The sequence below is a fragment of the Streptomyces sp. NBC_00878 genome, assembly GCF_026341515.1.
Lineage (GTDB): Bacteria > Actinomycetota > Actinomycetes > Streptomycetales > Streptomycetaceae > Streptomyces.
The window spans coordinates 2,047,044-2,071,195 of record NZ_JAPEOK010000001.1; the positions used below are offsets into that span (position 1 = coordinate 2,047,044).

16 protein-coding genes are annotated in these 24,152 nt (G+C 68.7%); 10 read left to right on the top strand and 6 right to left on the bottom strand.

The window, feature by feature from the left end; all coding sequences use genetic code 11:
- The first annotated feature begins 35 nt into the window (after positions 1-35).
- Together rfbA and rfbB are read left to right on the top strand one after the other, a co-directional pair.
- A complete protein-coding gene (gene rfbA / locus OHA11_RS08270) occupies positions 36-944 on the top strand; it encodes a glucose-1-phosphate thymidylyltransferase RfbA (RefSeq protein WP_266493559.1) in 909 nt (302 codons plus the stop codon).
- Positions 941-1,921 (top strand): dTDP-glucose 4,6-dehydratase, encoded by a 981-nt coding sequence (rfbB, locus tag OHA11_RS08275; RefSeq protein WP_266493568.1) that lies wholly within the window; start codon positions 941-943, stop codon positions 1,919-1,921. Before rfbA ends, rfbB begins: the two co-directional genes overlap by 4 nt.
- A 199-nt stretch (positions 1,922-2,120) precedes the next feature.
- Here the strand turns inward: rfbB and OHA11_RS08280 are convergent, their stop codons facing one another.
- The gene (locus tag OHA11_RS08280) at positions 2,121-2,843 is read right to left on the bottom strand and encodes an LmbU family transcriptional regulator (protein ID WP_323186540.1); all 723 of its coding nucleotides are present in this window, start codon (positions 2,841-2,843) and stop codon (positions 2,121-2,123) included.
- Between the two features lie 1,335 nt (positions 2,844-4,178).
- Between OHA11_RS08280 and OHA11_RS08285 the strand changes: the two genes are divergently transcribed.
- The 3 genes from OHA11_RS08285 (at position 4,179) to OHA11_RS08295 (ending at position 6,987) form a co-directional block, all read left to right on the top strand.
- The gene (locus tag OHA11_RS08285; protein ID WP_266493576.1) at positions 4,179-4,973 is read left to right on the top strand and encodes a thioesterase II family protein; all 795 of its coding nucleotides are present in this window, start codon (positions 4,179-4,181) and stop codon (positions 4,971-4,973) included.
- Between the two features lie 179 nt (positions 4,974-5,152).
- On the top strand, positions 5,153-6,139 hold the full coding sequence (locus OHA11_RS08290; RefSeq protein WP_266493579.1) for an ATP-binding cassette domain-containing protein: 987 nt from the start codon (positions 5,153-5,155) through the stop codon (positions 6,137-6,139).
- The gene (locus OHA11_RS08295) at positions 6,136-6,987 is read left to right on the top strand and encodes an ABC transporter permease (RefSeq protein ID WP_266493582.1); all 852 of its coding nucleotides are present in this window, start codon (positions 6,136-6,138) and stop codon (positions 6,985-6,987) included. Before OHA11_RS08290 ends, OHA11_RS08295 begins: the two co-directional genes overlap by 4 nt.
- Positions 6,988-7,117: 130 nt before the next feature.
- Here the strand turns inward: OHA11_RS08295 and OHA11_RS08300 are convergent, their stop codons facing one another.
- From OHA11_RS08300 to OHA11_RS08315, 4 genes are all read right to left on the bottom strand, one after another.
- Complete coding sequence (locus OHA11_RS08300) at positions 7,118-7,888, bottom strand: NAD(P)-dependent oxidoreductase (RefSeq protein ID WP_266493585.1); 771 nt, start codon at positions 7,886-7,888, stop codon at positions 7,118-7,120.
- Between the two features lie 39 nt (positions 7,889-7,927).
- Positions 7,928-8,473: a DUF1707 domain-containing protein gene (locus tag OHA11_RS08305; RefSeq protein ID WP_266493587.1), complete on the bottom strand. Its 546-nt coding sequence runs from the start codon at positions 8,471-8,473 to the stop codon at positions 7,928-7,930.
- A gap of 113 nt (positions 8,474-8,586) precedes the next feature.
- Positions 8,587-16,695 carry a non-ribosomal peptide synthetase gene (locus OHA11_RS08310; protein WP_266493588.1) on the bottom strand — a complete coding sequence of 2,703 codons (8,109 nt, stop codon included), beginning with the start codon at positions 16,693-16,695 and terminating at the stop codon, positions 8,587-8,589.
- A gap of 40 nt (positions 16,696-16,735) precedes the next feature.
- Positions 16,736-17,956 (bottom strand): cytochrome P450, encoded by a 1,221-nt coding sequence (locus tag OHA11_RS08315; RefSeq protein WP_266493590.1) that lies wholly within the window; start codon positions 17,954-17,956, stop codon positions 16,736-16,738.
- Between the two features lie 322 nt (positions 17,957-18,278).
- On the opposite strand from OHA11_RS08315, the gene OHA11_RS08320 reads away from it, so the two are divergent.
- Positions 18,279-18,716 carry a YidB family protein gene (locus OHA11_RS08320; RefSeq protein ID WP_266493592.1) on the top strand — a complete coding sequence of 146 codons (438 nt, stop codon included), beginning with the start codon at positions 18,279-18,281 and terminating at the stop codon, positions 18,714-18,716.
- Between the two features lie 41 nt (positions 18,717-18,757).
- On the opposite strand, the gene OHA11_RS08325 is transcribed toward OHA11_RS08320, so the two are convergent.
- Positions 18,758-20,143, bottom strand: a complete 1,386-nt coding sequence (locus OHA11_RS08325; RefSeq protein ID WP_266493594.1) for an NDP-hexose 2,3-dehydratase family protein — start codon at positions 20,141-20,143, stop codon at positions 18,758-18,760.
- 220 nt (positions 20,144-20,363) lie between these two features.
- Here OHA11_RS08325 and OHA11_RS08330 point away from each other — a divergent pair, with 220 nt between their 5' ends.
- Genes OHA11_RS08330 through OHA11_RS08345 form a run of 4 tightly spaced genes read left to right on the top strand, consistent with a single transcriptional unit; the run spans position 20,364 to position 24,138 of the window.
- Entirely contained in the window at positions 20,364-21,665 is a 1,302-nt protein-coding gene (locus OHA11_RS08330; RefSeq protein WP_266493596.1) for an activator-dependent family glycosyltransferase, read from the top strand.
- Between the two features lie 42 nt (positions 21,666-21,707).
- The gene (locus OHA11_RS08335; RefSeq protein WP_266493598.1) at positions 21,708-21,950 is read left to right on the top strand and encodes an acyl carrier protein; all 243 of its coding nucleotides are present in this window, start codon (positions 21,708-21,710) and stop codon (positions 21,948-21,950) included.
- A 5-nt stretch (positions 21,951-21,955) separates the two neighbouring features.
- Complete coding sequence (locus tag OHA11_RS08340; RefSeq protein ID WP_266493600.1) at positions 21,956-23,161, top strand: beta-ketoacyl synthase; 1,206 nt, start codon at positions 21,956-21,958, stop codon at positions 23,159-23,161.
- Positions 23,149-24,138, top strand: coding sequence for a beta-ketoacyl synthase N-terminal-like domain-containing protein (locus OHA11_RS08345; protein WP_266493603.1), 990 nt, complete (start codon positions 23,149-23,151; stop codon positions 24,136-24,138). The genes OHA11_RS08340 and OHA11_RS08345 overlap by 13 nt, the downstream gene beginning before the upstream one ends.
- Positions 24,139-24,152: the final 14 nt, after the last annotated feature.

Below are 24,152 nucleotides of genomic sequence, written 5' to 3' on the forward strand. Positions count from 1 at the left end.
ACGAGCACACCAGCCAAGAGGGGGCGAAAGAACGAATGAAAGGCATCATTCTCGCGGGCGGCAACGGCACCCGCCTGCAACCCCTCACCTTCGCGGGTTCCAAACAACTGGCTCCGGTCTACGACAAGCCAATGATCTACTATCCGCTCTCCGTGCTCATGCTGGCGGGCGTCCGGGACATCCTCATCGTCACGCGTCCGAACGACCTCCCCGCCTTCCAAACCCTTTTGAGCGACGGTCGGCAACTGGGGCTGAACATCGACTACGCCACGCAGGACGAGCCGCGCGGTATCGCCGACGCCTTCCTCGTGGGGGCGGACCATATCCGCGGCGAGCAGTGCGCGCTGATCCTCGGCGACAATCTCTTCCACGGCGCCAACCTGCCCACTTTGCTGCGGCGCAGCGCGCTCAAGATGGGTGGCTGTGTGCTGTTCGGCCAAGAGGTGGCCGACCCGGAGCGGTACGGCGTCGCCGAGATCGATCCGCGGGGCGAACTCGTCTCCATCGAGGAGAAGCCTCGGCACCCGCGCTCGAACCTCGCCATCCCGGGGATCTACTTCTTCGACGCCCAGGTCTCGGACATCGCCAGAGACCTGGAGCCGTCCGCCCGGGGCGAACTGGAAATCACCGACGTGCTGCGCGTCTATCTGAAGATGGGCACCGCCGAGCTGGTGTGGCTGGGCAGGGGTGTCACCTGGCTGGACACCGGCACCCATGAGTCCCTGCTCGAAGCAGGGGCATTCGTGAGGGACACGCAGCGCCGACAGGGCATCCGGCTGGGCTGCATCGAGGAGATCGCCATGCACATGGGATACATCGAACCGGACGACTGCCGAGCGCTGGGTGCGGGCATGGGCAACTCGCCCTACGGCGAGTACGTCATGGAGCGGGCCCGCCTCTGCAGCGCGGGCGTGCTGCCCCCGCTTCCTTCGGAGGGCCTGTGAATCTGCTGGTCACCGGCGCCGCCGGATTCATTGGTTCCGCTTATGTCCGGATGCTGCTCGCGGACGGCGCGGCGCAGGGCTCCGGAGTCTCCCGGGTCACGGTGCTGGACAGCCTCACCTACGCCGGCAGCCTGGACAACCTCGATCTCAGTGATCCCCGGCTCACGTTCGTCCGGGGCGACATCTGCGATGCCCACGTCGTCGACAGGCTGATGGAACAAGCCGACCAGGTGGTGCACTTCGCTGCCGAGTCCCACGTGGACCGCTCGATCGCCTCCGCCGACGCTTTCGTCCGAACCAACGTCACGGGCACCCAGACCCTGTTGGACGCCGCGCTGCGGCACAGAGTCGGCCGCTTCGTGCACGTGTCCACGGACGAGGTCTACGGCTCGGTGGAAAGCGGCTCCCGCACCGAGCAGGACCCCCTGGACCCCAATTCGCCCTATGCCGCCTCCAAGGCGGCCTCGGACCTTCTGGCCCTGTCGTACCACCGCACCCACGGCCTGGACGTGCGGGTCACCCGGTGCAGCAACAACTACGGGCCGCGGCAGTTCCCCGAGAAGATCATCCCGCTGTTCCTCACGAGTCTGCTCGACGGTGATGACGTCCCGCTCTACGGCGACGGGCTGAACCGGCGCGACTGGCTGCACGTCGAGGACCACTGCGCGGCCGTCGAGCTGGTCCGCGCCGGCGGTGCTCCGGGCCGCGTCTACAACATCGGTGGCGGCACCGAACTGAGCAACCGTGAACTGACCGGTCGGCTGCTCGCGGCCTGCGGCGCGGACTGGACACGGGTGCGCCATGTTCCGGACCGCAAGGGTCACGACAGGCGCTACTCGATCGACGGCACCCGGATGCTGACCGAGCTGGGCTATCGCCCCCGCCACGACTTCGATTCCGGGCTGGCCGAAACCTTCGCCTGGTACCGCGACAACCGGAGCTGGTGGGAACCGCTCAAGCGTCGGCAGACCGCGTGAGAGCACGGGCAGGGGCAGACCGCGTGAGAGCACGGGAAAGGTAGGAGGGGGCGGCGGGCACGGGGCCTCTTGGCGATCGGCCCGCGTAGTCATCGACGATGACCACGAGCCCCGTGCCCGCTCGGGTGCGGCTTCAGTTCCTGTGCGGCCGGGAACGGTCCACCCGATCCCGGCCAGGAACGTGAAGCCGCACCGGCGTCTACCCCGCCAGGATCTCTTCGGCTGCGCTGTCGAGTGTGACGAGCACCCACTGTTCGAGGTCGATCCCCGCGTGCGACGCGGCACTGTGCCACCGCCGGATGCGGCCGATCGGAACGGCGAGCCGCTGGGTCGGCTCGATGTCCTGGTCCTCGCCCGCCGCCTCGTTCTCCTGCGCAAGACGCACGGCCTTGCGCAGTTGCTTGGTGCTCCACCCGTGTGCCTCGCACTGGTCGAGCCAGTGCTCCTGCTCCGCTATCGACAGCGAGGCCACCTCGGCATGGTGCTGAAAGCTGAGTGAGGCCCGTCGCCGGTCTATGGCGAAACGCCGGGATACCCAGGAGTAGTTGCGCAGTGTCTGATACCGGAGGCCAACAGCGCGAACTCCTCGCTCGTAGCGATCGCTGTAATGGTCCTTCCCATATATCAGCCAGTCGCCGAGCCACCAGGAAGAGGAATTAATAATTCCTGAAAGCCTTCGCCCGGCGTTCTCCCAGTTCTCGAAGGTGAGTCCGGCGGGGATCTGGAGGCCTACATTCGTCGTCAGCACCTCGCTGCGCTGCGGACCATCACCGGGTCTCCGCTGCTGCCCGACGGCCGTCTCGACATCATTCTGTCGACGTAACTGGGTTCGTGTATCGGATCGCGGTGTCGCCATGTTCTTCCCCCATCGACCATATCGGATTGTTACACAACCGCTTGTCAGCTCGTCGACATGCTCCATTCACATGAGGGGCCCGGCTCGCACGTGGCTTGCAAACTTTCGGCAAGCAATTGGCAGCCTGAACCAGGGTGCGGAGTTAGGCATCCAGGTGCTCGCTCAGTCTGCGCCGGAACGAGCTACTCAAGAGCGCGCCGACCCGGCGGGACGCCTTATAGACCGGACAAGTAGATCCCATAAGATGCGCACCGACAAGGGGGGTCGGGCTACGAGCTCACGTGCAGTGCGGAGTACAGGATCAATTGTAGAGCGACGTACGAAGTTGGCCCGGGCGAGGGCGTCAACCCTCGCCCCTGCCGCGTGGGGCAGAGATCAACTGGAGGCCCGCGACTGCGAGGTCGACGGCGATATGGGCCCTGCCGAGAGCGGGCGGGCGACGACCAGTTCACTCACGCGGTGTCCTCCGAGTCCTTCGAGTCCTGCGAGACCGGAACGATGCGGGGACGGGGTTCGGGACGGTGCCGACGATGTCGTCGTGGAACGACAAAGGCCGCTTGCCGATCGGGATTTGGGCCACCGAGGAGCGGGTGATCAGATCCTGCGGGGGACCGTCCGAGCCGTGTCCGGCCGACAACAAACGGCTGGTTCGGGGACTTGGCCGGTCGTGCGGCGGCCGGTAGCGTCAGGCAGGCCTTTGGCCACGTTCGGCCCGCAGCCCGATGACTTCGAAGTGGGCGCGAGCGACAGCCCCGGAGGCGGAACGACCGGTGGCGACGCCTTGAGGTACGTCTGCACGGTCCACCAGTTCAGCCCGGCCTCCAGGTCGATGGCGGAAATACCCCTTCCTGCCTCTGCACATCAATGTGTACGCGGACAAGGGGCACGACAGGAGACCCACCCGCACGATCAGTACCACCCGTCCCGGCCCGGACTGAGCGAAGGACGCGCCTCCACCGCCAATGGCGTGACTGTGCGTGTGGCTGTGTGTATGGCTGTCCAGTTGACAGGACAGTGGCTCATATTCGACCGATGCGGATCACGGAACTGACCCACGTGCCGACCTGGTCCCGCTGGGTGTACGCGGTGTTCGTCCTGGACGTGCAGTCACCGGATGACCGCCGGCCGGCGGGGCACCGGCCACATGCGCACCGACCTCCCGCTGGGTCGCGTGGTACAACGAGGAACGGCTCCGCTCCACCCTCGGCCACGTCCCACCCGCCGAGCACGAGGACAGCTACTGGCGAAGCCAGGAAGCCAAGCGCCTTGTGTCACCGGGTGGTTGACGCTCCCTTCAACGGCAAGGGACTTGGCCGCGTCCCGGGGCCGCCCATCTCTAGATCGGGCGACGATGAGAAGTACTCAATGGCCCGAATCCATCAACCGAAGAAGGAGGATGGAGTGACGAACACGCACCGCCGAGGCGCCGCCCGCGGCTGGATACGGCAGTACCACAACCCGAGGGGCGATGCCCCCACCCTCGTCTGCTTCCCGCACGCCGGGGGTTCCGCAACGTCGTTCTTCTCCCTGTCGGCCGCCCTTTCCGAAGGAGCCGAGGTGCTGATCGTGCAGTACCCCGGAAGGCAGGATCGCCTGGACGAGGCCGCTCTGAAGGATCTGGGCGAGTTGGCGGACGGGGCCGCCGCGGCTCTGGCGCCCTGGACGGACCGGCCATTGACGCTGTTCGGGCACAGCATGGGGTCCGTCGTGGCCTACGAGGTCGCACGACGACTGGAGCGGGGACCGGGCCCCGGTCCGGCCGGGCTCATCGTCTCGGGCAACACGGCACCGTCGGTCCAGCGAGACCAAGGTGTCCACCTGATGGACGACGAGGAGCTCATGACCTGGATGTCAGCGCTCGCAGGCACACCGCCGGCCGTGCTGGCGGACAAAGAGATCCTGGCCACCGTTGTCCCCGCCCTGCGTGGCGACTTCACAGCACTGGAGACATATCGCGACCCGGGGGGCAGCTCGGTCGAGTGCCCCATCAGCGGCTATGTGGGGGACCGCGATCCGCACGTGCCGCACGACGACTTCCTCAAGTGGGCGGAGCACACGACGGCGGAGTTCACGGTCCAGGTCTTCGAGGGTGACCACTTCTATCTCGAAAGCCAGGCGCAGGAAGTGGCCCGGAGCGTTCTGCGGGACCTGTCCGCCTTCGCCTCCCGGCGCCCGGCGCGACACCCCCTCGCCTGACGCGCGCCGGCCGTCGAAGGCCCGGAGGGTTTCGGCCAACCAAGATATATCTCGATGTTTGACACGCGCTATATCGCGTGCCACAGTCTGGGATCAGAGGCTCGGCGGCAGGTTCATGTCCAGCCTGTCCTGCCGAGTGGCCGCACATGTCCGCAATCCTTTGACCACGGGAGAGCTCTATGCCAGAGGCCATCCATGCCGAAGGCCTGGTGAAACACTTCGGCGACGTACGGGCGGTGGACGGCGTCGACCTGGATGTCACCCAAGGAACCGTGCTCGGCCTGCTCGGCCCCAACGGCGCCGGCAAAAGCACCATCGTGCGGATTCTGACCACCCTGCTCATGCCTGACGCCGGGCATGCGACCGTACTCGGAGCGGATGTCGTCAAGGACCCGGACACGGTGCGCCGCTCGCTCGGCATGGCGGGGCAGTTCGCCGCAGTCGACGAGCTCCTCACCGGGCGCGAGAACCTGCAGATAATGGGCCGGCTCTATCAGTTGAGGAAACGCGACGCGATAGCCCGCGCCGAGGAGCTGTTAGAGGCGTTCGACCTCACCGAAGCCGCCGACCGACCTGCCAAGAACTACTCCGGCGGCATGCGGCGCCGGCTCGACCTCGCGGCGGCAGTGCTCATGAGCCCGGCGGTGATGGTCCTCGACGAGCCGACCTCGGGCCTGGACCCCACCAGTCGCCGGGCGCTGTGGGACATCATCCGCGCGCTGGTCGCCGAAGGCACCACGCTGCTGCTGACCACGCAGTACCTGGAAGAGGCCGACCAACTCGCCGACTCGATCTGCGTCATCGACCACGGCCGCGTGCTCGCCTACGGCACTGGCGACGAACTCAAGGCACGCGTCGGCAACGAGCGGGTCGAGCTGGTCCTTCCCGAGGGCGAGGACCTCACCGGCGCCGGCCTGGTGATGGCGGCGGAGGGGCGGGGCGAGGTGTCCATCGAGGAGCACACCCGCAAGCTGATCGTGCCGGTTTCGTCCGGTTCCCGCTCACTCGGCGACATCATTCGCAGGCTGGACGAGCTTGGCATCCCCTTCGATGACATCGCCCTGCGCCGTCCGACCCTGGACGACGTATTCATCACCCTCACCGGTCGCGCCGCCGAGACCGGTGACACGAGTGAGGACCTCCGAGTGAAGGAGACGGCCAAGTGACCGTATTGCCACCGCCGCCCGCCGTCCGGCCGCCCACCGGGGGCGCCATCGGCCAATCCGTCCGCGACTCGTTCATCATCGCCAAGAGCGGGCTGATCAGGGTCCAGCGCGCCCCGGGCATGATCGTGTTCATGCTGATCCAACCGACCATCTTCATCGTGATGTTCACGTTCGTGTTCGCCGGCTCGGTCAACATCGGCGGCAGCACCGACCGCTCGGCATTTCGCGAGTTCAACGTGGTCGGCATCATGGCCCAGACCGTCATCTTCTCGGTCATCGCGACCGCCGCGGGCATCGCCGACGATATGCGCAAGGGACTTGTCGACCGGTTCCGCTCGCTGCCGATGGCACGCGGCGCGGTGCTCACCGGCCGCACTCTGTCCGACGCGGTGACGATTGCTCTCGTCCTGGTGGTGCTGGGCGGCGTCGGAGCCGCAGTCGGCTGGCGCTTCCACGAGGGCATTCCCAAGATGCTGGCCGGCTTCGCGCTGCTGTTCCTGCTGGGATACGCCTTCACCTGGGTCGGCGCTCTGACCGGACTGGCTTCACGCTCCCCGGAGGCGGCCTCGTCGGCTCCCATGCTGTGGATCTTCCCGGTGTCGTTCATCTCCAACGCCTTCGTGGACCCCACTCGGATGTCGACCCCGCTGCGGTACATGGCCGAATGGAACCCGTTCAGCGCCACCGTGCAGGCCGCCCGCACGTTGTTCGGCAACCCGGGTACCGGAGCGAGGGACACCTGGCCGATGCAGCACCCGATTGAGGCGTCGCTGATCTACTCGGTCGTCATCATCATCGTCTTTCGCACCTTGGCTGTACGGAAGTACCGGCGTACCGCCACATCCTGACGGGCGTTGCCCCGGAGGCGAGTGTCGACAAGACCAAGGCAAGGGGCGGGTCGCCGGACCCGCCCCTTGCCTCGCGTCGTTCGCGCGAAGCGATCCGGACGTCCAGGGCCGAGCCGGAGGAACGGCTCGGTCATTCGTCGTCGGCCGGCCCCTGCGTGTAGTACGGCAGATAGGTGTCCAGGATGCTGTCCAGATAGCTCGCCGCGCTCAGCAGCCCAGGGCGGAAGTCCGGAACGTACGCCTGGAGCCGGCGGATCGAGGCGCGGGTGACTACCACGTCGCCAGGAATGTACGTGCGAACCGCGCTCGTGCCCAGCCGCTTCTCGATGCCGTCCAGGATCGTCTCGACGTGCTGCGGCGCCCCGGATGCCACGTTGAAGACCTCGCCCCGCACACCTTGGCCGAGCAGTCGCCCGATGGCGTCGACGAGGTCGTTCACGTCCAGCAGGTCCCGGTGGGCGCCCTGCTGCACCCGCACGGCACCGGCCCGCACCTGTCGCGTCAGTCCGGGCAGCAGCTGGTGAGCACGTTGATGGCGGCCCACCAGATGACTCGGTCGCAGGATCAGGTAAGGGACTCCCGAACCGCGGATCGTCGACTCGAGCGCCAACTTGTGTCTGCCGTACACCGTTTGCGGAACCAGCGGGCCCCCTTCGGCGCACAGGGCGCCGGTGGACCCGTACACCGCGAACGAGGCCGAGGAGAAGAACAGCACCGTCCGATGCCGGTCCCTGCACTCGCGCAGCACCTCATGCACCAGCTCGGCTTCCCGGCCGAACTCCGCGGGCGCGGTGACCGAGTGACTGGAGACGCCGGCTGCGATCGCGGTGACCTCGGGAAACCGCTCCGTGAAGGCCTCCGAGAGATACCGGGCGAGAAAGCCGTGGCCGATGATCTGCACGTTGCTCCTCCTCTGCGGCTCCAGAACCCAGGAAGCGGATCAGCGCAGAAGCGCATGGCGGACGGTCAGTTTCCGCATACCGACGGTCCCGTGGATCCTGATCCGCAACCCGCCGGAACCGGAGGACCGCCGGGGCTTGTACGAGATGCCCTTCATCCCGGTGTTCATGTCCTCCAGGTCGACGACCGAGTCGCGCGGCACAATGATCCTGACGCGTCCGAGGCCGGCCAGGACCTCGAGATCGACGACCGGATGCTCGATGACCGCCCGGGACAAGTCCAGGTACACCGTCGCGAGTGCCGATGCGACCGTGAGGTTCGCGGGCACCTGCCATCGACCGCGCCGGTAGATCAAACCCTTCACCGCGGTGATCGTTGCCCGGTCGTCCGAGCTCTGTGTCTGGAGCCCGGCCACAGCCACATCGAGCTGGCCTCGCGTCTTGGCGTTCAGCACCTGTTCGAGGCACCGGTCCAACTCCTGGTGCGTGAGCTCTCCTTTTGCGTACACATCCTGCAACAGCTGTGTGGCCCGGTCTCGTTCATCCTCGCCGATGAGTGCATTGGGGTCCTTCGGCCGGAGGGCCATGTCCTCAACTCCCGTGTCATGTCAGTGAATTCCCCGCAACTTGCCCAGTGGCAGGCTCTCACTGCAGGAGAGTACCCAGACCGGCCCGGGCCCGGGTCGCGCGATCGGACGAATCAGGAATCGTCACCCCTGTCCCTCCTGCGCAACCGTGGCGAGCGGGCCTTCGGAGCGTTGTCGACGATGAGCGCCAGTGCCGCGACGTCGGGGGCGCCGTACACCTCGTTGATGAGCACCCGAACCCCCAGTTTCCTGCTGATCCGGCCGGTGAGAGCGGACGCCAGCAGTGAGTCGCCACCCAGGTCGAAGAAGTTGTCGCCGATACCTACTCGGTCGATGTGCAGGACATCCGCCATCAAGGCACACAGCTGCCGCTCCGCCCAGGTGCGCGGCGGCGTGGAGTCCCTGCGCGGGCGACCGGGTTCGGGCAGCGCCTCCCGGTCCAGCTTGCCGTTCTGATTGAGCGGCAGCGCTTCGAGCAGGGTGTAGGCGGACGGCTGCATGTACTCCGGGAGAACGTCCCGCAGACTGGTCCGCACGTCGTCGAGCAGGGCAGCCCGGCCGGACCACCGTGGCCGGGCCGGCGCCGCCGCGGTCCTGGGACCCCGGTCCGCACCGCGGCCGTCGTCGCGCCGGGCGTAGACGTTGTAGAGGGCCGTGTTGTGCAGCAGGCCGCTGTCCTGTTCGTACACGACCTCGAAGCCGTGGTCCTTGAGGAGCGCCTCGACCTCCGCCAACCTGCCGTCGACATCGTGGAGTTCGATGGCGAGCTGTCGGATCCTCGGCCAGTGCTCCGGGCGGATGCCCTTGAGCACCTCGTGTTCGGCGCCCTCCACGTCGATCTTCATCAGGTCGATCCGGTCGATGGCTTCCTGCTCGATGATCTCCGAGAAGGTGCGCACGCGGCAGGTGAACGTCCGGCTGTCGAGGCGGGACTCGACGACCTCGTCGATCAGTTCCTCCTCAGCGGCGCCGGGCCGCACGCCGTCGGCCGGCTTCGCCTTGTTGCGCAGGTAGGCACGTACCAGATCGTGAGCCTCGGGCGCGGTCGTGGCCCGGGAGGAGACGACGGTGTTGTGCGGGTAGAAGGTGAAGGTCTCCTCCTGCGACTTCGCCCCCAGACCGCAGTCGAACAGCGTGGCGTTGAGGCCGTGCAGCTCGACGTTGCGGCGCAGCGAGTCGTGCAGTGGAGGCATCGGTTCGAAGGCGTAGAGACGGCCGTCCGGGTTGCGGTTCGACGCGAACAGCGTGAACAGGCCGATGTTGGCACCCACGTCGACGACCGTGTCGCCGTTGTCGATGGTGATGCCGCCTCGCAGGTACTCCTCGCGTGTGAAGATCTCGTCGTAGACGAAGTCCGTCTCGCCCTTGTTGTGGTGGAACACCGCCATGCCGTTGGGCAGTTCGCGGATCGACTGATGAGCGCTCCGGTCGGCGCGTTCCAGGCGGAGCAGTTCGAGCACCGCCGGTGCACGGTCCGCCGCGGGGACGACGTAGGCCACCAGGCGCTTGTCCCCGTCGCCGTAGTCGCGCGCCACGACCCGTGCGTCCTGGACCGCCGGATGTTCGGTGAGCCGGGCCTCGATCTCCCCCGGCTCGATCCGGAACCCCCGGACCTTCACCTGATCGTCGTTGCGCCCCAGGTACTCGAGGGTTCGGTCGGACAGCCACCGGACCAGGTCCCCTGACCGGTACATCCGTGTGCCCGGCTCCCCGCCGAACGGGTCCGGAAGGAAGCGCTGGGCGGACATGCCCGGCCGGTTCAGGTAGCCGCGCGCCACGCCCGCGCCGCCGACGTACAGCTCGCCGGCGACGCCGACCGGCGTGGGCCGCAGGTATCGGTCGAGCACATAGGTGCGCAGGTCCGGCAGGCGCCGGCCGATCGGGCTGACGACCCGGTCCGTGTCGGCCCCGGTCAGGAGGTGGTAAGTGGTGTGCACCGAGGTCTCCGTGATGCCGTACATGTTCACCAGCCGGGTGCCCCGGTTGACCGCACGCCGCACCCATGGCTTGAGCAGCGTCGGATTCAGTGCCTCGCCACCGAACACCACCACCCGCAGGGCATGGGCCGCACCGTCCTCGCCCTGGGCCGCGATCAGCTGCCGGAAGGCTGTCGGCGTCTGGTTCAGCACCGTCACACGCGAGGAGCACAGCAGCCGGTACAGGTCCTTCGGGCTGCGGGCGACCTCCTGCGGCACCACGACCAGACTGCCGCCGTGCAGCAGCGCACCCCACATCTCCCATACCGAGAAGTCGAAGGCGAACGAGTGGAGCAGCGCCCACACGTCCCGCTCGTCGAAACCGAAGTGCTCCCGCGTGGACGTGAACAGCCGCACGACGTTTCGGTGTTCGACCTTGACGCCCTTCGGGGCACCCGTCGAACCCGAGGTGTAGATGGCGTAGGCCGCGTGGGCGGGCCGGACACCGGTGCCCGACAGGTTCTCGGCCGAGAGCCCACTCCACCGGTCGGCGTCCGCGCACACATCGACGACCGGGATCGGCGGTACGTCGGGACCCGGGTCCGGATCCGAAGGGGCGTCGGTGAGCAACAGGCGCGGCGCGCTGTCGCGCAGCACCAGGGCCACCCGGTCGGCGGGCGAGGCGGGGTCGATCGGCACATACGCGCCACCGGCCTTGAGCACGGCGAGTACGGCGACAACCAGGTGCTCGGTCCGGTCCAGGCGCAGCGCGACCAGGACTTCCGGCCCGACGCCCAGGGCCCGCAGATGGCGAGCCATACGGTTGGCGCGTGCGTTCAACTCCCGGTACGACAGGCAGCGGCCCCCGGCGGTGACAGCGACCGCGTCCGGGGTGGCGGCCGCCACTTCCTCGAACCATTCGTGGACGCACCGGTCCGGCGGTTCCGCTGCCGGCACCTCGTTCCACCCCGCCAGGACCTGGCGGCGTACCTCGTCGCTCAGGACGGGCAGTTCGAGAGCGGGGCGCTGCGCGGCCCGGTCGGAGTCGAGGGCATCGGCGAGTCGCGCCACCGAGGTCTCGAGGTGGTCGATGACGGACTCCGGGGCGAAGGGCAGGCCGGCCCGCGCCTCGACGGTGAAGCGCCCCCGGAGTTCGCTGATCGCCACCTCCACGGGTTCGGCGCGCGCGTCGTCCGCGGCACTCCCGTTCGTGTGCGGGCCCTGAAAATCGAGGATCGCGTGGAACCTCGGGGGCTGAGCGGGGTGGTCGGACCCGCGCAGCGCCCGGTCCATGGTGTGCACCAGGTCTCGCACGCTCATCCCGGTCAGCTCGACCCGAACGGGCCGGGCCTCGCCGGCCACCGTGCTGTGGAAGGACACGTCGGCACGCCCGCTGCACATCGACGCCACCAGGGCCCAGCCCGCGTGGAAAAGCGCGGCCGGGTCGACCCGGAACTCCTGCGCACACCTGCGGACCCGCTCGCCGAGGAGGGGGTCCAGCACTCGGCTCCGGACGGAGAGCCCGGTACCCCCGTCGGTCTTCAGCTCTCCTGCGGGCTCCTCGACGACCAGGTCACCCAGCGGCGCCCGCACATCTGCGGCGATCCTTTCGAGGACCCGCCCGTACAGTTCGGCGACCTCCTGCGCGTACTCCCGGTCGAGCAGCTGCCGCTGGTACTGCATGTTCAGGCGCAGCCGGTCACCGTCGGGATAGGCGAACACGGTCACCGGGAAATGGCTGAGGGAATGCAGGCCGATGTCGGTGACGGCGATGCCCGCCGCCTCGGCCGCCTCGGCAGCGGCCTCCCTGTCCAGAGGGAAGGACTCGAAGCCGATGACGGTGTCGAACAGTGTCGGCAGCCCCGCGGCACTCTGGATCTCGCCGAGTGAGCAGGGAGCGCGGCCCAACAGGGTCCCCTGCCGTTGCTGCAGATACTCCAGCAGCTGTGCCGCGGTCTCCTCCGGGTCGCAGTGCACCCATACCGGCACGGTGTTGATGAAGGTTCCGACCATGCGGTCCGCATCGGGCAGCTCGGCGGGCCGACCCGCCACCGCGGCGCCGAACACCACATCCCGGCGGCCGGTCAGATGGCTGAGGACAACGGCCCAGGCCCCCTGCACCAGGGTGTTGAGGGTGATCCCGATGTCGGCGGCACGGTGCGGCAGTGCCAGGGCGGCGGCGGTCGACAGCGGGACGTCGACACGGTCGATGCCCCCCGTCGAACCGGTGGTGGCGGTGCCGGCCGCGAGCAGCGACGGCTCCGTCAGGCCCGCCAGCTCCCCCGCCCATGCGCGGGCCGCCTCCTGCGTGTCCTGTCGGCCCAGCCAGGCTAGGTACTCGCGGTAGCTGGGGGCCGGTGGCAGCGCGGCGGCGCCCTGACCGGCGTAGAGCCACAGCAGGTCCTGTGCCAGCAGGGGCAGGCACCAGCCGTCCAGGGTGGCATGGTGGGCCGTCAGGATCAGCACATGACGGTCCTCGGCCAGGGTCAGCAGCGACATGCGCAGCACCGGGGGCGCCGCGAGGTCGAAGTGGATCGTCAGGTCGCTCGACAGGAACTGCCGGTACGCGCTGTCGCGCATGGCTTCGTCGAGGCTGCTGAGATCGAGATACTGCCAGGGCAACTCGACGCCGTCCACGACGAACTGGACGAGGGTGCCATCGGGTCCCGGCGCATAGGCGGCCCGCAGACCGGGGTGCCGGTCGACCAGGGCCTGTGCGGCGGTGCGCAGGCGAGCGGGGTCGACCGGCCCGGACAGGCGCAAGGTGTACTGGACCTGGTAGGTGTCGACCTCGGCGGATGTCTCGTGCTCCATCATCGAGTGCACCAACAGCCCCTGCGGGAGCGGCGCGACGGGCCAGACATCGGACAGGCCCGGGCAGCGCCGCTGCCAGTCGTCGAGTTCCTCCTGGGTGACGCCGGACAGGAGCACGTCCGACGGTGTCAGGCCGCCCGCGCCGGTCCGGACGGCATGCCGGGAGATCGCGTCGAGCGCCCGGCGCCACAGATCCAGCAGATCCTGCACCTCGGCGGTGGTGAGGACTGTCCCGGAGCCGGTGAACACGGCTTCGAGGCACCGGCCTTCGGAGGTGTCGACCAAGGCGGTCCGGACGGCGAGGTCGACATCCGCGGCAGCGTCCGGTGCCGCGGGCACGGTCCATCCCTCGACCGGAGTGAATCCCGCGCCGAGCAGGTCGGCAGCGGGCCCCGGGGCCGGGAATCCGCCCAGGTGGGCAAAGGAGATCCGGCCGCATCCGGACCGCTCCAGGACGGCAGCGGTCCCGGAGTTGAGGTGGCGCAGGAGGCCGTAGCCGATCCCCTGGTCGGGCAGGGCGCCCAGCTGCTCCTTGACGGCCTTGACAGCGGTGCCCGCGGCGGGTCCGCCCGCGAACGCCTCCGCCAGGTCGACTCCGGTCACATCCAGGCGTACCGGGGTGGCACCGGTCAACCGGCCGACGGTCCGGGACGGGTCGACCCCGGCCAGCTCGGCCGCCGCCCGGCCGTACTCGTCCAGGCGGATCAGCACTGACGACGCGTCGGCACCGCACGCCGCACGCCGACTCGCCAGGGCCAGCGCGAGCGCCGCCAGCAGACCGTCCTCGACCCCGCAGCGGAAGGCGGACGGGAGAGCGGTCAGGAGGGTCTCGGTGACGGGGGCCGGGAGCAGGAGCCGGGCGCCGACCGGTGCGGGGTCCGCGCCCTCGGCCGGGTTCCGGCGGCCCGCACCGACAGCCGGGTCGGGCCCGTCGACGCCGGCGAGCCACGTGTCCAGCTCGACCAGGCGTGCGGGCCGGTGCGCCTCCTCGGCCAGGGCGCGGGCGACGGACCGCAGCGGTGCGGTGACCGGGGGCAGTTCGAGGTCCCGGCTGTCCCGGAGCTGTTCCCCGGCCGTGGCCAGGTCGGAGAGGAGGATTCGCCAGGAGTGGGCGTCCACCAGGAGGTGGTGCAGGACCATCAGGAGCCGCCCCGGCCCGCGGCGGCCCGCGTCGAACCAGGTGAACCGCGCCACCGAGCCGGCCTCCGGGTCCAACCGGGCCGCGGCGGCCTCGAGTTCGGTCCGCAGCAGGTGGTCCCATGCGTCGGCCCGATCGGTGCCCGCTCCGGCCTCCCACGGAGCGTCCGCGGCGACCCGGCGGATCAGGGAGTCCGCGGCCACCGAGCCCGGCGGGGCCACGACGAGCCCGCCTCCGCCGGATTCCGTCACGCGGACACGGAGCATGTCGTGATGGTCGATCAGCGCGGCCAGGGTGGCGGCCAGCCCGGCCCGGTCCAGGCCTTGGGGAAGGTTCAGGAGTGTCGCCTGGCAGTATCGCGCGGAGCCGGGACCGAGATCGTGCAGGAGGCGAGTCGCCGGAAGGTGCGGCAGCCGCCCCGCGTCCCCACCGGTGAGTTCCGTGGCGGGGGCCGGTCCCGCCTCGCCGATCGCGTCGGCGAGGGCGGCCACCGTGCGGAGGTCGAAGATCTGCCGGAAGGAGACCTCCACTCCTCGTGCGCGTGCCCGTGAGGCGACCCGCATGGCCTGGATACTGTCTCCGCCCAGCGACACGAAGTCGTCGTCGATGCCGACCCGGCCGAGGCAGAGCACCTCGGCGAAGGAGTCGGAGAGCACCTCCTCGACCGGGGAGCCGGGCGGGCGGTAGTCGGCCCCGCGGAACTGCGGCCGGGGCAGCGCCGTCCTGTCCACCTTGCCGTTCGGCGTCAGTGGCATCTCGTCGACGACCACAATCGTTGCGGGCACCATGCCCTCCGGCAGCCGCCGGGCCAGGAACGCACGGAGTTCGGCCGCGCCGAGTCCCGGCCCCAGGGTGAGCTGCCCGGCCCCGCCGACAAGCTCGGCCCGGTGGGGCCCCTGGTCGGGCGCCGGCACCACGAAGCCGACCAGCTGCTTTCCCCGGGTGCCGCGCTCATGGACCACGACGGCGGCCTGACGCACCCTCGGATGCGTCGCGAGGACCGCCTCCACCTCGCCGAGTTCGATCCGCTGACCCCGCAGTTTCACCTGGTCGTCGCTGCGGCCCAGATACTCCAACTGCCCATCGGCGCCGACTCGGGCCACGTCGCCGGTGCGGTACATCCGCCCGCCCGCGGGGCCCAGCGGATCGGCCAGGAACCGCGTCGCGGTCAGGGACGGGCGCCCCAGGTATCCGCGGGCCAGCCCCGGACCGGCCAGGTACAGGTCGCCGGCCTGCCCCTCGGCGACCGGCGTGAGGTGCTCGTCGAGCAGGTACGCACGAGCGTCCGTCATCGCGGTGCCGATCGGCACCGCACCGTCGCGGAGCGGACCGCCGAACGTGGCCCACACGGTGGCCTCGGTCGGACCGTACGCATTGAACAGCCGTCGCCCGGCGCCCCATTCGGCCACCAGTGCGGGGGTGCTCGCCTCCCCTCCGACGACCAGGACCCGCAGCTGATCCAGGGATGCCGTGGCGCCTGCGGGCAGCGTGGCCAGTACGCTCGGCGGCAGCGTCGCATGCGTCACCTCGCGCTCCGCCAGGACCTCGGCGAGTTCCTCACCCGCCAGTTGCTCCTGTGCCGGGAGGACGAGCAGGGCACCCGTGGTCAGAGCCGTCACCAGGTCCCACACCGACATGTCGAAGCTGAGCGCCGCGTACTGAAGCACTCGGGCACCCGCACCGACACCGAGTTCGCCGGTACCGGCACCGAGTTCACCGGTACCGAGTTCGCCGACTCGCACGGCCTCGGCCCGCAGTGCGGCGAGCCCGACGTGCGTCACCGTCACGCCCTTGGGCCGGCCGGTGGAACCCGAGGTGTAGATGACATATGCGGCGTTGGCCACGCTCAGCGGCGCGACCCGGTCCGAGTCGACCGGGTCCGACTCGGACACATCACGCCGAGCCGCCGCGGTCTGCGGCGCATCCACGACCAGTACGTCCGCCGCGAGCCCCGCGGGCAGCCCCGCGGCGGCGGCCCGGGTGGTGAGCACGGCCGCCGGAGCGGCATCGGCCGCCATGTACGCGATGCGCTTCTCCGGATGGCCCAGGTCCCAGGGCAGGTAGGCCGCGCCGGCCTTCATGATGCCGAGCACCGCTGCGATCTGCTCGACCGAACGCGGCATCGCCACAGCCACCGTCTGCTCCGGGCCGACACCGCGGCCGATCAGCCAGTGCGCGAACCTGTTCGCCGACGCGTTCAACTCCCGGTACGTCCAGACCGTGCCGGCACACTCGACAGCCGGATTCAGCGGCACCTCCCGAACCCGTGCCTCGAACAGCTCGGTGAAGGTGGCCGGAGGAACGCCCTTCCCGGCGAACGGCACGTCAGCGGACGATCCTCGTGGGTCGTTCACGGATTCTCCAGAGTCTCGGGACGATAAAGGGGATCGAGGGCTATCCGGCTGAACTCAGGGAGACCGGCAGACTGCTGTATCCGTGCAGGAAGTTGGAGTGGATGGGCTTGGCCGGGCCATTCGGCACGGCCTGGGCGACGTGGGCGCGCAGGGCGGAGAGCATGGCGGCGATCTCTGCCCGGCCCAGGTAGGCGCCGGGGCAGAAATGGGGTCCGTAGCCGAATGACACATGCTTGTTGGGAGTCCGGCCCAGGTCGAAGGAACCGGGGTCGGCGAAGAGGTCCTCGTCGTGGTTGGCCGAACTGTTCCAGAGCGTGACGACGTCGCCGGCCCGAAGGAGCCGGCCCCCGATCTCGGTGTCGGCGAGGACCCGCCGGCCGAAGTGCATGGCGGGGCTGGCCCAGCGCAGCACCTCTTCCACGGCGGTCTCCACGGTGACTTCCCCGGACTTGAGCCGCCGCCACTGCTCCGGGTGCTCCATCAGCCCGCGCATGCCACTGATCATCGAAAGCCTGCTGGTCTCGTCGCCGCCGATGATGATGCTGTAGCAGTTGAAAATGATCTCCTGCTCAGTGAGCGGCTCGCCGTTGATCGTGCTGGTCGTGAGGACGCTCAGCACGTCGTCGCGCGGATCCTTGCGCCGCACCGCGGCCAACTCCGCGAAGTAGAAGAGCAGTTCGTTGCGGGCGACGAGCGCCTCGTCTGCGGGGCTGCCCTCCTCCTCGGTGCTGAGCGCCTCCTTCGTCAGGACCAGCAGATCGTCGCGGTCGGCGGCGGGCACCCCCAACAGGTCGGCGATGGTGGCCATCGGAATATGCTCCGCGACGTCCTTGGCGAAATCGCAGTCCCCGGCCTCGACAGCGCGCCGCACCAGCCGGTCCGTGCGCTCCCGCACTCCGGCGACGACCGGTTCGAGCACCCGGGGTGCGAACGCCTTCAGCATCAAGTTGCGTAGTTCACGGTGGCGTTGGCCGTCCGTGACGGCGAGCATCTTGCCTGCGGCCGAGTCGCCGCCCTTCAGCAGAGTCGCCAGCACATTGCCGTACTCGGAGGTGAAGCGCTTGTTGTCCCGATAGACCTCCATCACATCGGGGTAGCGCGAGAGCACCCAGAAGCCGGGCACGGCACCGCCGTTCACCTCGTGCCAGTGGACCGGACTCTCCGACCGGAAGCGGCTCCACATCTCCACGAGTTCGGCACGGGGCGCGAGGAAGGTATGCGGATCGGTAAGGTCGGCGCACTCGACAGTCAGGGTGGTCACGTTTGATCTCCCGCCTTTTCCGGGCACTGGGAACTCGTCATGGATTCCGAGGCTCGCCTACGATGCGCGACATCTACGCGGACTGTAAAGCAGTCGGAACGCGGACCCGGACCCCTCGGCCAAAATTCGCCCGACTCCCACGATGTCCGGTCGCCAGGACAGCCCTGTGTATCGATGAATTCCTCCGGGGCGTGCACAGCGGGCGGTAGCCTCAGCCTTGTTCGACAAGACCCTCAGTGGGATCATTGCCGAACGGTTCACCGCCCGATCAATGGGCAAGTAGTTTTCTCCGAACCGCCATTCCGAACCCCATGGAGCCTACGTGACCGAGAATCTGTCAACCCCTGTCGGGCAGGACAATGAAGTCGAATCCGGAAAGCTCGACGGCTATTACTGCGTCGCCGTGTTGCCCGAGCCGGGCGTCACGGCGACGAGTGAAGAAGCGTTCGACCGAGCCGAATCCCAGGGCCTCATGATTCCGCTTGCACAGGTGTACCAAGCGAAGTCCTGGGTTTCAACAGGCGCCAACACGCCGCTCCTGCGGCAGGATGTGGTCAACGGCATAGGCCGGGACAATCTGGAAGCCCTCGCCGAGGTTTCGGGAATTTCGGTAGACGAGGTCGTTGCCGAGGCGATCGAGAAGCTGCCGGCACTCGTGGACGGCGCTTCTCCCGAAGGAACACTGATCGTCGACTCCGAGAACCCGCCGACGGTCGATCTGGGAATCGGGAAGATCGTCCTCGCGAAGATCTCCGAGTAGCGCCGGACCACTTGCCCGCTACGCCTTGAGCGTGTTGCCCACTACGGCTTGAGCGTGTTCAGGCACATCAGCAGGGTACGGGCCTGTGCGCTGACGTAGTGGCTGTACCGGGTGAACGCGGCGAGCTGGTCACGGGAGACCCAGCGGAACCCGGGTGGTTCCCGCAACGGCGCCTCGCTCTCGGTGGCCTCGACGACGAGGTACCGGCTCACCGAGTTGAGGAAGCGGCCTCCCTCCTCCGAGTGCAGCGCCGAGTAGCGGACCCGCGACGGGGCAGCCGACCTCGCCAGGTCGAGAAAGCGCGGCTGCTCCGCTGCGGGCAGGTGCTCGTGGTTGCGCGGCACGCACTGCACGGTGGGACCCAGTTCGGCGTCGGAGAAGCCGGCCTCCGCGCGAGCGCTGACCAGGACGTGCGGCACGCCGTTGAAGGTGCGGGTCAGGAACGCGACGACGCCCTGGTCGTTCGGTTCGAAGAGTGGTTGGGTCCACTGGCCCACCTCGCGGTTGCCTGCCCGCACCGACACGGCCACGACGCTGAAGTACCGTTCCTCGTCATGGTGGATGGAGTACCTGTCGCGCGTCCAGCCCGGGAGGTCGCCGAGCGAGACCGGCACCCCGGTGATCGGGGTCGCCGACCGCCGCGCCGCGAGCCAGGACAGCAGTTCCGTGTCGGAGTGCAGTGCGGAGGAGGCGCCGGCCCCGTACAGGCCGGCCAGCGCCGAGCGGGCGTCGAAGTTCATCGTGTTGTCGCAGCCCAGCAGTTCATGGATCTGTCCCAGAGTGAGCCAGCGGAAGTCCTCATGGTCCGGGACCGGGTCCGTCACCTCCACGACCATGTTGCGGTTGCGCTTGCGACGGAACCACGAGCCGTGCTCACTCTGCAGCACGTCCGACAGGATGCGGCCGCGGGACCGGTCGGTGAAGTACTCCAGGTAGCGGACGTCCGCACCCTTGTGGATCTTGGTGTAGTTGCTGTAGGTGGCCTGCACGGTGGGCGAGATCTGCACCAGTCCGGGATTGCCCGGCTCCATCTTGGCCTGCATGAGAAAGTGCAGGACCCCGTCGAACTCCCGCGCGAGAACACCCAGGATGCCGACCTCGGGCTGGGCGATGATGGGCTGGTGCCAGTTCACGCGGTCGGGCTGCTCACCCACGCTGACGCGTAGCCCCTGAATAGTGAAGAACCTCCCGCTGCGGTGCACGAGGTTGCCCGTCTCGGGTGAGAAGGACCAGCCGTCGAGGTCCTCGAACGGGATGCGCTGAACCGTGAAGCCGACTTCCTTACGGCGCCGGTGTACCCAGGCGGTGATGTCCTCCACGGATTCGCCCCGCAGTGCGGCCGCGGACCGCGCGATGCGCTCGGGCAGCACGGGATCCTCGCGATCCGTGAGCCGCGGCCGAGCCTGATAGTCCTTCGCACCCTGCAACGCCGGCTCCTCACACGATCGATGGTGGCATCGGCATCGGTCTGCCCTGTGTCGAATGTGGTCGGCACGGCTTGGGTCGATCTAGGCCCGGCCTTGCGGAGCCGATCATCGACAGACCGTGGCGGCGGGGCCCCGGCGGGGGCAAGGGCGGGCCAAGACCGGCTTTAGACGGTCCACCGAGGGTTCTCGGCATCCCGCTGTCGATGGAGGAGTTGGTGCTGTGCGCGTCCTCATCGTGTCCTGGCCCTGGAGGACTCACTTCCAACCGATGGTCCCGTTGGGCTGGGCACTTCAGGCCGCGGGGCACGAGGTGCGTGTCTCCAGCAGCCCGGACCTGCTCGACTCCCTGACCGCGTCGGGCCTGATGACGGTTCCGGTCGGCCCCCCCGGCATCCTGCAGAAGATGTCCGAGCAATTCACCGAGGAACAGGTGGAGCTCGTACGGACCCTGGAGCAGCTCGGATCGCGGGACGACTTCTTCTTTGACTTCGCCCTGCGCACCGAAGAGGCGCTCACCTGGGACCGGCTGCGCCTGAGAACCCGGTACTTCACGGAGATCCTCAAGGGCGTGAACGACGCGATGGTCGAGGAGTTGGTCGACTACTGCCGCTGGTGGAAGCCGGACCTGGTCGTGTGGGAGTGGCTGAGCCACGCGGGCCAGATCGCGGCCCGCGCGACAGGCGTGGCCGGCGCGCGCATTCGCTCCGAGATCGATGTCGACGCCTGGTCCCGGCGCGCCTTCCTCCAGGTGCGCGAACAGCAGGCACCCGAGGAGCGAGAGGACGCGCTGGCGGATTGGCTGGGGCGCTGGGCGGAGAAGTTCGGGAAGTCGTACTCCGAGGAGATGGTGACCGGAAACTTCACCATCGAGCACATGCTGGGTTCCATGCGGCTGGATTCGGATGTGCCGCACATACCCCTGCGCTATGTCTCATACCACGGGCCCGCCGTCGTGCCCCAGTGGGCCCGCCGCGACCCGGCGAAGCGGCGCGTTCTGGCCACCTTCGGGGTCAGCCAGAAAGAGGGAAGGGTTTACCAAGCCGTTTCCGTCAAGCAGTTGCAGCAGATACTCGACTCTCTGGCCGATCTGGATATCGAACTGGTGGTAACGGCGCCGGAGAAAATTCGGAGAAACCTGAAACGGGTTCCCTCCAATACGATGCTGGCGGAGTTCGTCCCCTTGCACGCGGTTGTCCCCACGTGCTCAGCTGTGATCCATCACGGCGGGATTCCCGCATTCATGGAGTCGGTCGCCAACGGCGTTCCGCAGTTGATGGTCGGCCGGGTTGTCGGTGACATCGACTTGCGTGCCCCGCTGCTGGAGAAGGCCCAGGGAGGCCTGTACATATCGAGGCCGCAATTGTCCGGGGACCGGGTTCGGGAGTGCCTGGTGCGGCTGCTGGAGGAGCCCGCGTTCCGGGAGGGCGCCAGCAGGCTGCGTGCGGAGCAGGCCGCGCAGCCGACGCCCAGCGAACTGGTCCCCGAACTGGAAAAGCTCGCGGCCCGCTATCGCTCTCGCTGAACGGATCTCGTCCTGCTCTCGGAACCAAGGAGGAACATCACCATGCTGGCAGATCGAATGGCGGAGCTGCGGGACATGGCAGCGGACATATTCACCGTGGAACCCGAAGAAGTGGAACGGGCCACCACCTTCTCCGACGATCTGGGCGTCGACTCGCTGCTGGCCGTCGAGCTGCTGAGTCGGATCGAGCAGCGGTACAACATCATGATCGACGCAGACGACTTGCAGAAGATGACCGACCTCCGTTCCACGTACAAGGTCGTGGCCGACGCGGCGGGATGGTAGTCGCGGTGCACCGCGTGGTCATCACCGGTCTCGGGCCGGTGTCGAACATCGGCATCGGAGTGGACGGTTTCTGCACTGCCGTGCGGGCGGGGAAGAGCGGAATCTCGCGGATCTCCTCGTTCGACGCGTCGAGGTTCGAACACCAGATGGCAGGTGAGGTGGCGGACTTCGATTCCGCGGAACTGGTCACCCGGCTGGACGTCGCCGACTGGGGACGAGCCTCGCTCTTCGCCGCGGCCGCCGCTCGGCTGGCGGCGGACGACGCCGGTATCCAGGACTTCGGCGATGACGCCGCCGTTCTCATGGGAACGACGTCGGGCGAGATTCCGAACGTCGTGGCGATGACCGAGTCCTGGTACCGAGACGGTCCGGCGGCCCCTGACCGGACGCTGGCCGCACAACTGCCCACCGGCCGCCTGGCCCTGGCGGCCGCTCAGGAGATCGGTGCCACCGGCGAGACGATGACCTTCTCGGCCGCGTGCGCGGCGGCCAACTGCGCCATCGGCTACGCGTACGACCTTGTCAGCTCCGGAGAGACCACCGTCGCCATGGCCGGGGGCGCCGACGCGGTGAGCCGGTTCACCCATGCCGCGTTCCACCGGCTCGGCGCCCTAGCGAAGGACACCTGCCGGCCCTTCGACCGGGAACGGGACGGCATGCTGACGGCGGAGGGCGGTGCGGCGCTGGTTCTGGAGGCCCTGGACAGCGCGATCGAACGGGGCGCCCGCATCTACGCGGAGGTTCTGGGATACGCGGTCAGCTGCGATGCCTACCATCCCTCGGCGCCGGAGCCGGAGAGCATCGCGCGGACCATGGGCACCGCACTGCGGCGCTCCGGTGTGACGCCGGACGAGGTCGACTACATCTGCGCGCACGGTACGGGCACTCGACTCAACGACCGGGTGGAGGCCCAGGCCATCCGCGGTGTGTACGGCGAGACGGCACCCCCGGTCAGCTCCCTCAAGTCCATGCTCGGGCACACCATGGGGGCGGCCAGCGGCTTCGGCAGCATCGCCTGCGCACTGGCACTGAGCAGGGGCTTCATCCCGCCCACCATCAACCACCGGCACCCGGATCCGGAACTGGGCGGCATCGATCCCGTTGCGGGAACCGCGCGGGAGACGACCGTTCGAGTGGCCCAGAACAACGCCTTCGGTTTCGGCGGCAACAATGCCATCGTCCTCTTTGGGAGTGCTCCATGCACATCGTGATCTCGGGCCGGGGAACCGTCTGGCCGGATCCCGTCCCCCGGGCGCACACCCCGCCGTCCGGACCGGCCTTCACCGTCGGCGACTTCGACGGTGAGGCGCTGCTCGGCCGCAGAACCGCTCAGTACAACCACCGGAGTGCCCAACTGGCCATGGTGGCATGCGGCAGGGCGCTCGATGACGCGGGCCTGCGGGTGACCGATGAGAACCGTGATCGCATCGGCGTCACGCTGGGCACGGCAGCGGGCAGCGTCACCGGCATGGCCGAGTTCGGCATGGACACCTTCTCCCAACCGCGTCCGCACATGGTGGCCGCCGCCAAGTCCTCCCACTGCGTTCTCAGTTCGCCCGCGGGGGCAGCGGCCATCGCCTACGGCCTCCGGGGTGCCAACGCGACAGTGGCCTCCGGGCCGGCGACCGGTCTTGCCGTACTGCGCCATGCCATGGTCATGCTGAGAGCCGGGCACGCCGACGCGGTGCTCGCGGGCGCCTCGGAGGAGTTCGGCGGACCGACTTCATGGCTCGCCCGGGCGGCCCGCGGCCCCCAGGTCCAGGGCGAGGGCGCGGCCGTTTTCGTGCTGGAGGGCAGTGCCTCTGCCCGGGCCGCCGGCCGGAGGCCACTGGCGGCGGTCGCCGCCGTGGACGTGCGGGCGGTGCCCGACTTCTCCGCCGGCCGGTTCGCCGACACGATCGCCCGAACGCTGGAAAGAGCTGGCGTCGCCGCGCCGGATGTGTCGGCCGCGGCCACCCGTCACACGGGTGTCGACGAGGTGGACGAAGCTCAGCGCGGCGGAATCGCCCACGTGTTGCCCGAGGCAGCACACGTCACCGACGAGAAGCGAATCGGGGACTGCTACAGCGCCCACGCGCTGCTTCAGCTCGCACGGCTCCTCGATGAGGCGACGCTGCCCGCTGTCGTCGTCGCGGCGGATCCGGACGGCCTGTTGTCGGTCGCCGTACTGAAGGGTGTCCCGGAGTGAGCCGCACATCGCAC